This is a genomic window from Mycoplasmoides pirum ATCC 25960 (assembly GCF_000685905.1).
In the GTDB taxonomy this organism is placed as follows: Bacteria; Bacillota_I; Bacilli_A; order Mycoplasmatales; family Mycoplasmoidaceae; genus Mycoplasmoides; species Mycoplasmoides pirum.
Window position 1 is genome coordinate 368,343 of record NZ_JMKZ01000001.1, and the last position, 16,457, is coordinate 384,799.

A 16,457-nucleotide genomic window follows, 5' to 3' on the forward strand; every position below is an offset into this window, starting at 1 on the left:
TCTTTAAATATATGAACATTTTTTATCATAATCGTTTTAATAATTTCAAAAAACGTCATCAAAAATTATTTAAAGTTTTAAAAATAATTTTTATTGGTGATACTGTACCTCAAAAAATTGTTCATTTCTATATTTACTTAATATTAATTGGCGCAATTTTATTATATTTGCCTATTTCATTAACTTCATATCCTGAACCATATAAAAAAATTATTAATGAAGATTTTTTTGCAAATGGTACTTATAGTGCTTTAGCAAAACAGGTTATAAATGTTGATTTAGATAGATTAAAACCTAACAATTTTTATTCATTAGGTGATAATTTATTTGTTGTTTTTGATCCCACTTATGGGACATACAAAGTTATTGAAACAGCAAATTTTACTTTTTTAGATGCTTTATTTACTGCTGCTTCAGCTTTTAGTGATACAGGTTTATCAACTTTAATAGTTAGAAGTACTTATAGTATTTTTGGTCAGGTTGTTATTGTATTGTTAATTCAAATAGGTGGAATAGGATTTATTGTAATTTTCTTTTTGATTTGAAAATTCTTCAAGTCTAAAAAAAATAAACAAGATTCTTTTTCAACTTCTATTATTTTACGTGCTGAACGAGGAAATTCTAAATTAGGCGGTACTACAAGAACAATAATAGTGGCTATTGTATTTATTTTTGTTGCTGAATTAATCTATGCCATTTTTTATAGTTTATATTTTAATTTTGCATTAGCATATGAACAACAAATAATAGGTAATTCAATCACTCCTGATTCTACAAATTTAGCCCAATATGTAACAGTTAATTCTCAATATCCAACATATTTGTATCACAACCCTATGTCAATATGAGCCGGCATATTTCATTCAATTTCATCAATGAATAATGCTGGGTTTGATATTATAGGTAGCTCTAGCTTATCTTCTTACAGCAATGATTATCATGCTGTGTTTTTATTTATTACTATGAGTGAATTTATTGTTGGTGGTATTGGATATCCAGTAGTTTTTGATATATATGAAAAAATAAGATTACGCAAAATATTTAATAAAAATCACAAATTCAGATTTAGTTTATTCACAAAAGTATCTTTGATTACAACATTAATAATATCTATTTTAGGAATAATTATTTCAACTAGTGTTGAAATGACAAGTGTTAATGGAATTTTTAATTTGCCTAATCAATTGTTAAGTGATAGTAACTTGCAATTCAAAGATGGAATTGATAAAAACACTATATCAAAAGCTATTTTTGGTAATAATCCAAGTTTTAATGCTGTTTGAAGATTAATGTTTGAAACAATGTCTACAAGAAGTGCTGGTTTTTCAACTATAAATAATTTCTTATATACTGATGCAACTAAAGGTATTTTCATTGCTTTAATGTTTATTGGTGCTGCTCCAAGTTCTACTGCTGGTGGAATTAGAACAACAACTTTTGCTGTTATTTGTTTAGCAATTTGAGCTAAATTAAGAGGTAAGAATCAAGTTCGAATGTTTAAACGCGGAATTAGTAATCAAACAGTTAACAATTCATTTGTTTGTTTCTTGCTAATTTTAATAGTTTTGTCATTATCATGTATTATTACCAAAATTATTATTGATTCGTCTCATCCTGACACTAACTTGGGTTTAATAGATATTCTTTATGAATTTTCATCAGCATTTGGAACAGTAGGTTTAACAACTGGAGTTTCAGGATTATTAACAAATATCAATCCTGTTCCATTTATTTTAACCATTTTATTAATGATCATTGGTCAATTAGGTGTTTCTACAACATTATTAACATGAGTTAAAAAGAATCCAAATGGTAATTTATATTCATATCCATCAGAAGATTTGAAAATAGGGTAAATTAAAATTTGAATATTCATATTTGACTTTTTTATTTTTTTTAATTAAAATTCGAAAACCACATTTAAGACTATTTTAGTTTTTTACTTATATAAGTAAAATTTAAACTATTTTTTAGGTGCTTTTACTAATATCTATAGGAGGTGAACTATGTGATTAGTAAGATTTGTTAAAAAATTATTGTCATTTGCAATCTCAGTTGCTATTATTGCTGGTTTAGTAGTAGTATTCTTAGGTTCTATGTGATTTAGCAACAACTACAATTTCGATCAATGACAAGGATTATTAACAGAGCCAAAAATGCCTACAGGTGCATTAACAGCAATCTTTCCTGATGTTGCAAATTGATATAAATTAACATTAGAACAATATAGCGGTGATGTATTATCTTTATTTCATTGATTAATTCCAATTGGTTTTGGACTTGTGTTTGCTATTGCTATTCAAGTAGTTTTAAGCATTATCTTCCACTTTATTAAGAAAATCTTTCGTAAAAAGAAAAATGTTAAAGCAACAAATGTTTCAGTTGCTGTTTAACTTAAACATTAATTAATTTATAAAATTTAAACTCAAAATATAAATCAAGTTTTTATCTAAAAACAAATTTTTATATACATTTTTTTCAAAAAAAGCAAGAATTTTAATTCTGCTTTTTTTTTTTTTTTTTTATGTATTTATAATTGAATTAAAATTTGTAATTTTGTCCCGTTTGCATTATAATGATTAATAAATTTGTTTTTTAATAGAGAGATAAAACATAATTTTTATAATTGTGTTCAAATATTTTTAAAAGAAGAATGTTAAAGTTTAAGTACTATAAATTTTTAATAGGTTTTGCTATTTTAACAACACCTTTATTAAGTTTGTTTTGGGTTAATAATTCTAATTTAAATACCAAAAATTTAGATAATTCTTTAGTTAATTCAAGTGTTGCAAAAAATGTAAATATAACTCCTAAACCATTAAATGATCCTAATTTAGATTTAAATATTTCAAGTCTAAGATTAGATTCTGGAAGAGTTTCTAACGATGAAGTTGTCGACCAAAATGGTAATTACATTTTAACTGCATCAAATAGAAATAATACAAAAGCTAAAGTTGCTAAATTAAATTACCAATTACAATATCTGTATGATTGAGAGTATAGTCAAACTTCATATAAAACAAGGCAAGTAGTAGCTGATATAAATGATATTGGTTATTATTATGCTTTATTAGTAAACGAAAATGTTACTATTAGTTCTTCTTCAAGTAGTAGTGGTAGTCAAAGTATTGCTAATGCTATAACTTTTGATATACAAAATCCTGCGTTAGTAGTTCAATTGTATGACACGGGATCAAAATTTGAAACAAAAAATATTTATAAATTGGGTTTGCCAAATTTTGGAATAAATGATAAATCAAAATATGGTACCACAGTTGCTAATGGAGTTTCTGTAACAGAAAGTGGTTTTGCTAATAATATTTGAGATCATGTTTATGTTCAAGAAGCAATTCAAGAAACTGATGAAAATTCTAAATTATCATTTATAAGGAATACATCTGTTTCAAATAATACATCACGTGAAAGTGAAAGAACAGACACAAACATTTATGTTAATGATTCATCTAAATCAGTAATTTATAAATTGTTAGGTTCTGATGGTAAAAAAGATTCTACAACTTCAACTTCAAGTAGTAGTGATAATCAATATTATATTTTAAAACAATTATATTTAGGCAATGCCAATAATATGGTTTATTTAAAAGATGATACAACAAATAAGAAAATGATTTTATTATTTGGTGGAAATTCTTATCAAAATTTTTGATTTTATAACTTTGAAGTAAGCACTAGAAATAGTGGAAGTAATCAACACATAATACCATTATTTTATGCTAATTATGATTTTGATCCTTTCAATGCTAAATATAAAAATGAAACTTTGTATGTTACAGAACCAACAGTTGATGTTTCTAAAGTTTTGAAAAAATTTTTTTATTTGCCATTCATGACTAAAAATAGAATTTCAAATTTGGCATGATTTGTAGGTGGAGCTAAAACATTAACATTAGTAGATCAAAAAAATACTAGTAGTAATTCATATGTATTTTTAGCTATGATGCAGCCGAATATTTCTGATTTTGATAAATCATTGTTAACTGCGAATGCAGGTGATGCCAATAAAAAAGGTACTTTTGGAACACCTGAACAAGTTAGTGTATGAAATGAATCAAATAAAGAAACTACTGGTTCTAGCGTGCCAACTACAAACTTACCTAATGCTAGAAATGTTAATCCACAATTATCAAATTTAGATCAAAGTTATAATAATACAGATGTTTTAGTTGGTTCTTCATCAAACAATATATCATACGAATTATTTAGTCCAACACAACCATGATCAAGCAACTCAAGTAATTTTAGATATCCATTTACAGCAATTCAATCAGAAACTATTTTACCGGTTATGACAAGTGAAATTGCAGCTATGATATCTGTTAAACCTACAGATAGTTTTTCATCATTCCCTGAAGAAAAAATTTATTTGAATACATTTAATGATTTACCAACAAATTCAAATTCTAGTTTACCAGATAAATTTTCTTTGTTTAATTGTGCACATTCAAGTAATATAGGATATAGACGTTTTGATTTTGGCAAAGAATTAATTTCAAATCCTAATAATTGAAATAAAGATCTAGTTGTTGATAAAAATTCATCATCTACAAATCAAGTATTTGATGTAGGTATTGATCCTGTTGGAATGTCGCGAATTTTACTAAATAAAAATCCTGAAAAATCAGATAAATTTATAAATGATGGATGAGCAAATACTGCTAGTCAAAAAATAATTTCATTTTCTCCACAATTAACAACAAAAAATATTGAAACTACTTATGGTACTTATAAACAAGTTGCCGCAGTTTTAGTTTTAAGAGATGCAATATATTCATTTACTTATGATTTTGTGCAACCTGAAAAAGGTATGAGAATGGTTCCGGTTGCTAATTTTGAAAATAAAGTTAAAAGATCAATAATTTTAAATTCAAGTTCAGATGCTCAAAAATTTATTAATTTTTTATCTATCTCATATTTGGATAATGTTTGAATTGTTACTTTCCAAGATCCAAACAATTCTAATCATGCATGTTATCGTATTTCGTATGCACCTGTTCCAAATGCCTGAACAATAATGTTAGATAATGTATTAACAAAAAATAGTAGTAAAATATCTAAATTATTTGTTTTGTTGCAAAATAATTTTCTTGTTTTAAATGATCAAAAAAATATTCAAATAATCAATACTATTTCTGATGGTGATTTTATTGATTTTAATAGTGATTCATCAATAAGTGCTAATGCTAAAATTTGGGGAACTATTGAACCAGTTAGTCAAGAATATTTATCAAATAATAACTTGTTATCTAAAACATCTTATGAAATTTCAACTTCTATAGATTTATTAAATCAACTAGTTAAATATTCAGGTGGTTGAAGTGTTGATCCTATGACTAATGAACCTACTGAAAAACCTATTATTTTTAATATTAATTCCACATCTTCAAGTGTTAGTTTTGATGTTGCTTTAAAATTCATTAATGGTAAATATTACTCATCTGCTTCATTTGATAATTCTAAATATCCAAACATAGTACAAAATAGTTTGTTAAATATTCCTTCATTTACATATGATGGTTTTGCTACTTTAGCACCTTGAGTTATTCCAGCAATTGCTGGTGGAGTTGTTTTCTTAGTTGTAGTACTTATTTTAGTTGGTATATTTGTAATATTATCATTACATAAAAATAAAAAAGTTATGCAAAAAGGATTTGCTTCATCTAATAAAAAAATTGATACATTGACAACAGCTGTTGGTAGTGTTTATAAAAAAATCTTGACACAAACTAAAAATAATAAATCACCTCAAATGTTGAAATCAGCTAAAAAATCTGAAAAAATGAAACCTAATGTGAAAACTCCAAATAAACCTATTTCTGGTTCAGCACCTAAAAAACCAGCATAATTTTGTTAAGGAAATAAGTAGAGAATAATATATGAAAAAAATAAAATTTAACTATAAATATTTATTGATTTCTTTGGTGAGCACAACAATTGTTAGTGCTGCTGCAATTAGTTTATATAGTACTTTTAATAAAGATCAAATTTCTAATCCTATTATTAATCAAAATGTAAAAAGTTTTTCAAATCCAAGTATTGTTGGTAATAAAGTAGGTAAAATCCGACATTGACAAAATAATAATTTTAATGGTGTTGAAATTAAAAATGGTGGTTTTGTTGTATTAACAAGTACACAAAGTGCAACAAGAATTGATGCATTTGGAAATATATTATGAGAATTTGATCCAGAAAAAATAGCATCTGAAGATAGTCAATATGCAAATTTAGCAGGCAAAAAAGTTGTTGAAATAACTCAAGATGAGGGTGATAATTCTAATATTCTTTATTTATTGTTGATACCAAAAAATACACCCGATAAACAAGCATCTATAGATCCAAAAGATCTTTATGCATATAATGAATTAACAGGAAGTTCAAAAAGCAAACAACAAGCAACTGTTGTTCAAATAATTGAAAATGTTAATTTATACCAAGGAAGCACTTGAACTCCTTCATTTACAATTAAAGGATTAATGCATATTGATCCTAAAAAAATGGTTGATAATTATCCAAATCAATGAAAATCTTCTCAATCATCATCTACATTTTTTACAAAAGAAGATCATCCATCTTGATATGTAGCTAATAATTCTGAAAAAGTACACAACGATGCTGATCAAAATACTAATCAATACAATGGTTTAAAAAGTGCTAATATGGTTTTGCCGTGAAAACAATATATTACTAATTTGGGTAATATGTTTGCTAAAAATGGTATTGTATTAATTTTTGGTGGCAATGGTTCTATATACAATGATCCTGAAGCTTTAAGTATCGGAATGTGAAAATTAGATTTTTTAAAACCATATTCTGGAAATATTGATAATAACCAAAATTATGGCGGAATTCCTTATGCTTATTTATTAAGATATTTAAGATATGATCCATCAAAACCACTTTTGGGAACTAGTGCACCAAACCGACGTTGAAATCAATCATATGCTCCTATTGGACAAACTGATAATTTTACATATGTTCCAAGATTAGCAGTTGGCGGTGTTCAAATTAATGCTTCAACTGATGAAGCTACTTATTTATATTTAGCTGCTGGAATTACAGTAGGACAAGCAAAAGAATCACAAGCTCGTGAAGTTATTAGTAATAGCAACACTTCTACTAATAAAGTTGTTACTAAAATTCAAGATAAACGTTCATTGCAGTTAACAGGTGCCAATACTATTACTAACACAAAAGATACAGCAGCTAATTCAATTGATCCAGCTTTATTATTTGGCACAGCTTTTAATATTGATTCATTAATTAATTTACCAACAACTAAATTAAATGAAAATTTAACTATTTTTCAAAATGTTTTTCAATATGAAAGTTATTTTGATGTTGGTGCAACAATGAGTGTGTCTTCTGCAGTTGGTACTTATTATTATTTTGATAAGAAAAATCATGCAAGTTCATCGACAACAGATATAAATACATATACAACAGCCTCAAATGGTTGAAATAATTTAGGTAGAACTGCTTTTCCATGAAGTTATAAACCAAACAATGATATAGGAAGTATATTTCAACCAAAAACTAATGATAATAATAATGCAACTTATTCATACAATTTAAGTTTATTAATTGAAAATGCAATAAATTATTATTATTCAACATTATCATTTGGTTATTCACTTAAATGTCTTGGTGGATTAACTAAAATTGAAATGCCAAGTAAAGAAAATCCAGAAAATACAATTTATGGATATGCTATGCAAGTTGGTAAATCAATAGTGTATTTAAATGAACCTAAATCAGATTTAAGGAGTATTGCATACCATGGACCATCATCAATATCGATTGGAGAAAGTAATTTAGTTGGATCCGCAAAATATGGAGATATGGATTATCCATATGTAAAAATAAATAACTCAAATATTGGTTATGTTCCATCAGATTATTCTAATATCACAAATAATATTATTAATACAGGTGTCGCTATATATGTAACAGGAATTAAAGATTTTAATGATACTATTCCAACTATTGCTTCACAATTTGAAATTGGTAATAGTCCATATGAAGATAATAGTTCAACTACAAAAACTAATGGTACATTACAGCCAACAATTCCATGAAATGATTTTGTAGGTTTGAATTCTACTAATTTTAATTCAGAAATATCTAGTTTATGATTAAATAATAATCAAACAAAAACAAATAACAATGAACATTTTATAGTTACTAAATCACCAGAAATTAGTGAATATTATGGTAATGCAATTTGAACTGAAAGATTTTATTATAACTATGGCTCTTCAAATAACGCTGATTGAAAAGGTTCAAAAAGAGCTTGATTTGAAGTAAAAGATTCTAATAGTTTATCTAATAGTAGCACTACAGTTGGATGACAAGTAGGACTTGATAGTAACCTTACTGCTGATTCGTATTATGTTCAAAAGAACAATGAACAACCTCAAGGTGATTTTGATGTTTTATTAAGAACTAGAGATGACACGCAAAAAAATAATGATATTTTCTTTGGTCAAATAAATAATACAAGAGAACCCGGAATTTCATATTGTAAATTAAAGCAAAACTATGGTTCATATTTCTATGAAACAATTTCTGAAATAGATCGATTATCGTTGTTGGGAAATGGTCAATTTGTAAATAACTTATCTAACCAAATTTTAACTAACAATTTAGCTAATTTATTAGTTCAAGTTAATTTATCAACTGTTACAGGAAATCCATTGGACTCTAAATCAACTATAAGAATTGTAAAAAATCAATTTTTGAATGAGGTATTCCAAGTTACAAAAAATCCAATAATTGAAGGATCTACACCAACATATGGTCCAGTAATTATTGTCGCATCAAATGTAGATTTTGTTTCTCAATCTGCAACATTTACAGCATACTCATGAAATAGTTTAACTAAAAATTATGATGTAATGCCAAGAACGAATAGTTCTAAAATTAATGTTATAAATAATTCTATTTTTGCTGGATTTAGTGCAATGGCTGATTGAATTCTTCCTGTAGTTATTGCTATTCCCATTGTATTAGTTGCATTAATAATTGGTTTAGGTTGCAGTATTGGGATTCCAATGGCTAAACATAAAAAAGCTATTAAAGTTGGTTTTGAATTGCAACACGATAAAGTTGGAACATTGACTTCAGCTGTTGGTGGTGTTTTCAAAAAAATTATTGACAATACAAATTCTAATAATGTGAAATCTAAACCACAAATGCTTAAGGCTGCAGCTAAAAAACCAAATACAGTTCCACCTGCTAGATCTCAATTAACAAATGATTCTGTTTCTAGACCCACTCCACCATCATCTGCTCCAAAACCACCAATAAAATAATTTTTAATAAGTTTAAATTTATAGAACATTCTTTATAAACTCATCGGCAAATTGATGAGTTTTTTTTTTTTTTTTATAAACATTAAATTACTTTTTAAAAGATGTAATTTGATTTTTTGATATTTTTATTATTATAATATATAGGATTATGTGTTCTTGTGAGAGAGAAATAATACACATATGTTTTTTTGATGTGTATTGTATATTTTAAGGAATGTTTAAATTTAAATATTATAAATTTTTTATTGGTGCTATTGTTTTGACAGCATCATTTTTAGGATTAGTTTTAGTTAGTAATTCAAACACAAAGAAAATAGACAATAATTCACTAACATTAAACACAAATACTGTAAAAACAAACGTTGTTCCTAAACCATTAAATGATTCTAGTTTAGATATAAAAATTACAAGTTCTAGAATTGATTCAGGTAGAGTTGGTATTGATGAAGTAACTGATCGTGATGGTAATTATATTTTAACCGCAACTAGCAATAATAATCAAAAAGCTAAAGTTGTTAAAATTAATTATCAAATGCAATACTTATATGAATGAGAATACAAACAAGATACTAATTATCAAACACGACAAATAGTAGCAGATACAGATGATAATGGATATTTTTATGCTTTGTTAGTTCATAATGCAACAAAAATAGGTATTCAAGATCAAAGTAATACAACAGCTAATAACATTAAATTTACAATTGAACACCCCGCATTAGTTGTTCAACTTTATGATACAGGTTCAAGTTTTGATCAACGGAATGTATATAATTTAGGTTTGCCTAATTTTGGTATAAATAATAAAAATAGTATTGCTAGTCATTTAGCAGATACAACAAATACAATAACTGATTCTCAAGCAGCAGATAATATTTGAGATCACATTTATGTTCAAGAAGCTATTCAAGAAACTGATGATAATTCCAAATTATCTTTTATTAGAAATACAACAACAAGCAATTCAACAGCTAGTGACACAACAACTACTGTAAATAATGTATATATAAATGACAATAGTAAATCAGTTATTTATAAACTATTAGGTAATAGTGGCAAGAAAGATTCAAATAGTGCAGTAGATACTAGTAATCATGACTATTACATTTTAAAGCAATTATATTTAAATAATGCTAATAATATGGTTTTTTTAAAAGACAAATCTACAAATAAAAAAATGATTTTGTTGTTTGGGGGTAATGCATATCAAAGTTTTTGATTCTATAATTTTGAAGTAAAAACAAGTGGTAAAAGTACTTTATATGTAACCCCTCTATTGTATGCAAATTATGATTTTGATCCTTTTAATAGTAAGTATCAAGAGGAAAATTTATATATTACTGAGCCAAATACTAATACTTCTAATGTTATGAAGAAATATTTTTATTTGCCATTTATGAAAAAAAATAAAATATCAAATTTAGCATGATTTGTCGGTGGTGCAAAAACATTAACTATATCTAATCAAGAAACAAATGAATCTAATTCATATGTATTTTTAGCTATGATGCAACCAAATGTATCTGATTTTAATAGTTCCTTGGTAGATAACACTCAAAATTCTCAATCCACAGATATGGAAACTATTAAAAAAGGTACTTTTGGTACACCTGAGGAAGTTAGTAGTTGAAATGAACAAAATATAAGTCAAACAGGTGCTAATGAGCCAACTACACATTTACCAGTTTCTCAAAATGATAATTTACAAGTTACTAGTACTAGTAAATATAATAATAAAGATGTTTTAGTTTCATCCACTTCAAATAATTTATCTTATGAATTATTTAAACCTATTTTTACATGATCATCTAAATCAAGTAATTTTAAATATCCTTTTTCTGCAATTCAATCACAAACAATTTTACCGATAATGACTAGTGAAATAGCTGCTTCAATTTGTGTCGAACCAAAAAATAGTTTAAATGAATTCCCAGAAGAAAAAATTTATTTGAATACATTTTTTAATTTGCAAACTAGTTCAACTACTGAATTTTCAAATAAATTTTCATTGTTTAATTGTGTTAAAACTAATTCATCAACAAATAATTTTAAAAGATTTGATTTTGCATCAGAATTAATTTCAACTCCTAATAATTGAAATACAGATATAAAAGTTAATACAACTATTAATTCAGAACCAGTAGCTTATCCAGTTGGTATTGATCCAGTTGGGATGTCACGAATTTTATTAAATAAAAATCCACAAACTAACAATCAAAATTTTATTAATGATGGATGAAACAATACTGCTAGTCAAAAAATTATTGCATTTTCTCCTCAATTAACATCAAGCTATGTAAAAACAGACTTTGGAACTTTTAATCAAATTGGTGCTGTTTTAGTTTTAAGAGATGCTATTTATACATTCACATATAATTTTGTTCAACCTGCCGTTGGTATTAGAATGGTTCCAGTAGCTGATTTTCAAAATAAAGTAAAAAATTCAATTGAATTATTTTCATCAACTGATCTTCAAAAATTTACTAATTTTTTATCAATTTCATATTTAAATAATGTATGAGTTGTCACTTATCAAGATTTAAATAATTCTAAACATTTGTGTTATTACATTTCATATTCACCAGAATCACATTCTTGATCATTATCTTTAAATAGTGTTTTATCAGAAAAAGCTAGCAAGGATAGCAAGATATCTAAATTGTTTGTTTCAATGAAAGATAATTTTCTTATCATTAAAGAAAACAAGAGTATAGAAATCGCAAATACAATTTCTTCAAAAGATTCAATTATTCTTAATGATAATCCATCAATTCAAGCCAATGTTGAAATTTGAGGAACAATTAAACCTGTTGACCAAGAATATTTATCAAACAATAATTTATTATCTAAAACACCAAGTGAAATTATAAGTGATTCTGATTTATTGAATCAGTTAGTTGATTACTCTGGTGGATGAAGTGTAGTTAATTCAACCCCTAGTGAAAAACCTTTAATTTTTAACGTTAAATCTACTTCTTCATCTATTATATTTGATGTTGCATTGAAATTTATTAATGGTAAATATTATTCATCTGCTTCATTTGATCAAACACAATATCCTAATATTATTCAAAATAGTTTGTTGAATATTCCTTCATTTTCTTATGATGGATTTGCTACATTAGCTCCTTGAGTTATTCCAGCAATCGTTTGTGGAGTGGTTTTCTTGGTAATTTTATTAATATTGGTTGGTTGTTTTGTAATAATTGCGTTACATAAAAACAAAAAAATGATGCAAAAAGGTTTTGCTTCATCTAATAAAAAAATTGATACTTTGACAACAGCTGTTGGTAGCGTTTACAAAAAAATCTTGACACAAACTAAAAATAATAAATCACCACAAATGTTGAAAGCTGCTGCGAAAAAATCAAATGTTCAAAACAATTCTGCGCCCAAATCACCAATCCCACCAAAACCAGCTGCAAATCCGGCCCCTAAAAAACCAAATTAATAAATTTTAGAGAGAAAATTTATGAATAAAAAAAATAGAAAATTTAATTATAAATATTTATTAGCTTCATCAATTAGTATTGCAATTGTTAGTACAACAATGATTAGTTTATATTGTACTTTTAATCAAGAAAAAATTAATAATTTAGTTCTTAATCAAAATTTAAAAAGTTATAGTAGTTCTAATATTGGAAAAAAAGTAGGTAACATTCGTCGATGACAAAATAATAATTTTGATGGAATAGAAGTTAAAAATGGCGGTTTTGTTGTATTAACAGAAACTCAAAGCGCAACAAGAATCGATGCATTTGGAAATATTTTATGAGAATTTGATCCTCAAACTTTAAGTTCAGATTATCCTAGTTTTGCAAATAAAAAAGTTGTTGAAATTACGCAAGATGAAGGAATAAATCAAAATATTCTTTATTTATTATTGGTTCCAACTCAAGTGCCTAATGAACAAACAACAGTTGATGTAAATGATGCTTATTCTTATAATGATTTGAATGGTTCAAACAATAGTAATAAACAAAAACAAGCAACAGTGGTTCAAATTGTTGAAAATGTAAATTCATATACAGGTAATAATTGAACACCTTCTTATACCATTACTGGTTATATGGATATTAATCCTAAAAAAATGGTCGATAATTATCCATCACTTTGAAAACAAGATTCATCTAATTCATCATCTAATGTAGATGGTACTTCACCAACACAAAATACTTTTTTTACAAAAGAAGATCATCCTTCTTGATATGTAACTAATAATTCAGAAAAAGTTAATAATAGTGTAGATCAAAACAGCAATAATATTTCTAGCAATAAAATGGTTTTACCATGAAAACAGTATGTTACTAATTTAGGTAATATGTTTGCAAAAGATGGTATTTTACTTATTTTTGGTGGTAATGGTTCAATATATAATGATCCAGAAGCGCTAAGTATAGGAATGTGAAAATTAGATTTCACAAAATATGTTTCTGATATTAATAACAATCAAAATTATGGCGGGATTCCATATGCATATTTATTAAGATATTTGAAATATAATCCATCAAATTTATCTTTACCAGATAGAGCTCCAAATCGTCGATGAAATGAATCTTATGCACCAATCGGACAAACTAGTAATTTTACATATGTTCCAAGATTAGCAGTTGCTGGAATTCAAGGTAATGCTTCTTCATATGAAACTACTTATATTTATTTAGCAGCTGGAATTACGGTAGGACAAGTTAAAGAATCTCAAAATCGTAATGGAAATAATAATAATAATAATCAATCATCAGTTGCAACAACTATACAAGATAAACGATCATTGCAATTAACTGGTGCAAATACTATTGTTAATACTCAAGATACAACAGCTAATTCAATTGATCCTGCATTGTTGTTTGGTACAGCTTTTAATGTACAAGCATTATTAGATTTACCAATTAGTAATTTAGATACAAATATAAATTTTTTTCAAAACGTTTTTCAATATCAAAGTTATTTTGATATTGGTGCTACAATGAGTGTCTCATCTGCTATCGGCACATATTACTATTTTGATAATAAAAATCACTCAAGTAGTGGATCAACAGATATAAATAGTTATACAACAAGTGATTCATCAACTGATTCTTCTACTTGAAAAAATCAATGTGGTCGTTCAACATTATCATGAGAATATGCTCCAACACAAAAAGTTGGAGATGTATTTTTACCTATTAGCAGTAATAATAATAATAATAAGGCATCATATTCATATAATTTAAGTTTATTAATTGAAAATGCTATTAATTATTATTATCCAACTTTGTCATTTGGTTATTCATTAAAATCATTAGGTGGACTAACTAAAGTACAAATGCAAAGTAAAGAAGATCCTGGTAAAACAATTTATGGATATGCAATGCAAGTTGGAAAATCAATTGTTTATTTAAACGAACCTAAATCAGATTTAAAAAGTCTTGCATATCATGGTCCTTCTTCAATATCAATTGGTGATAGTAATTTAGTTGGTCAACCTAAATATAAAGATATGGATTATCCATATGTAAAAATATCTAATCAAGCAATTAGTTATGTTCCAGCAAGTTATAAAACTATTACAAATAATATTATTAATACAGGTGTTGCAATTTATGTAACAGGAATTAAAGATTTTAATGATACTATTCCAACTATTACTTCACAATTTGAAATTGGTAATAGCCCATATGAAGATAATAGTTCTAATAGTAAAACCAATGGTACTTTAAAACCAAATATTTCATGAAATGATTTTGTTGGTTTAAATTCTACTAATTCAAATTCAGAAATATCTAGTTTATGACTAAACAACAATAATTCCAAAATTAATGGAAATGAGTATTTCATCGCTACTAAATCACCAGAAATTAGTGAATATTATGGTGATGCAATTTGGCATGAAAGATTTTATTACAATTATGGTTCAAATAATAGAACTTGACATGGTCCAAAAAGAGCATGATTTGAAGCAAAAAATTCTAATGATTTAACAATTAATAGTACATCAGTAAGTTGACAAGTGGGATTAAATAATAATCTTTCTACAAATTCATATTTTGTTCAACCTAATAATCAACAACAAACTAACGGTGAATTTGATGTTTTATTAAAAACAAGAGATGATTCATCAAAAAACGAAAGCCTATTTTTTGGTCAAATCCATAATTCTAGTAATGAAAAAGGTCTTTCCTATCGAAAAGTTGAAGATGTATATGGTCAATATGAATATAATACTATTTCAAATATAGATCGTTTTCAATTGTTGGGAACTGGATCATTTGTATCAACTTTAAATAACCAGATATTAACAAATAATTTAAGTAATTTATTAGAACAAGTTAGTTTATCAACAATTAATGGTAATTTAGAAGATTCTAGTACAATGATTAGAATTGTAAAATCAGAATTTGCAAGTGAAATCTTTAAAATTACTAAAGAACCTATTATTCAAAATTCTACCCCACCACATGGTTCAGTAATTATAGTTGCATCAAATACAAATTTTGTTTCACAAACAACAACATTAACTGCTTATTCATGAAATAGTTTAACTAAAACTTATGATGTAATGCCAAGAACTAATAGTATAAGTATCAATCAAATAAACAATTCTGTATTTTCTGGTTTTAGTGCATTAGCTGATTGAATTTTTCCAATTATTATTGCAGTACCAATTGTTTTAGTTGCTTTAATTATTGGCTTAGGTTGTGGTATTGGAATCCCGATGTCCAAACATAAAAAAGCTATTAAAGTTGGTTTTGAATTGCAACACGAAAAAGTTGGAACATTAACTACAGCTGTTGGTGGTGTTTTCAAAAAAATTATTGATAACACAAATGCTAATAATATGAAAGCTAAACCACAAATGCTTAAAGCGGGTGGCTCAAAACCAGCACCATCACCTAGTGCTGCACCTGCAAAACCAACATCAGTATCGAATGCTGTTCCAAAACCAGCCCCTAGTGCTGCGCCCGCAAAACCAAGCACACCAAACACTTTTTCAAATTAAAAAACAATTAATTTTTAATTTTTCTAAATATTTTAAAGCTTTTATTTTTCTTTTGTTTTTTGTTTAATTTACTAAATAACAAAATGTTAAATAATAAGCTTTTTTTATTTAATTAAGAAACTTTATTTTTATAATTAAAAAAGATATTT

6 protein-coding genes are annotated in these 16,457 nt (G+C 26.2%); all 6 read left to right on the forward strand.

The genetic code is table 4. The annotated features are described in order from the left end of the window. The first annotated feature begins 11 nt into the window (after window positions 1-11). The 6 genes from T397_RS0101665 to T397_RS0101690 all read left to right on the forward strand — a co-directional run bounded on the left by T397_RS0101665 (window position 12) and on the right by T397_RS0101690 (window position 16,308). Complete coding sequence (locus T397_RS0101665; protein ID WP_036448607.1) at window positions 12-1,856, forward strand: TrkH family potassium uptake protein; 1,845 nt, start codon at window positions 12-14, stop codon at window positions 1,854-1,856. Between the two features lie 150 nt (window positions 1,857-2,006). Continuing rightward, a complete protein-coding gene (locus tag T397_RS0101670; RefSeq protein ID WP_027123950.1) occupies window positions 2,007-2,393 on the forward strand; it encodes an MPN385 family protein in 387 nt (128 codons plus the stop codon). A 260-nt stretch (window positions 2,394-2,653) separates the two neighbouring features. After that, window positions 2,654-5,863 carry a hypothetical protein gene (locus tag T397_RS0101675; RefSeq protein ID WP_027123951.1) on the forward strand — a complete coding sequence of 1,070 codons (3,210 nt, stop codon included), beginning with the start codon at window positions 2,654-2,656 and terminating at the stop codon, window positions 5,861-5,863. A gap of 31 nt (window positions 5,864-5,894) precedes the next feature. Then, window positions 5,895-9,329, forward strand: coding sequence for a hypothetical protein (locus tag T397_RS0101680; protein WP_027123952.1), 3,435 nt, complete (start codon window positions 5,895-5,897; stop codon window positions 9,327-9,329). Window positions 9,330-9,543: 214 nt separating this feature from the next. Next, window positions 9,544-12,780, forward strand: coding sequence for a hypothetical protein (locus T397_RS0101685; protein ID WP_027123953.1), 3,237 nt, complete (start codon window positions 9,544-9,546; stop codon window positions 12,778-12,780). Between the two features lie 21 nt (window positions 12,781-12,801). Beyond that, complete coding sequence (locus tag T397_RS0101690) at window positions 12,802-16,308, forward strand: hypothetical protein (RefSeq protein ID WP_027123954.1); 3,507 nt, start codon at window positions 12,802-12,804, stop codon at window positions 16,306-16,308. Window positions 16,309-16,457: the final 149 nt, after the last annotated feature.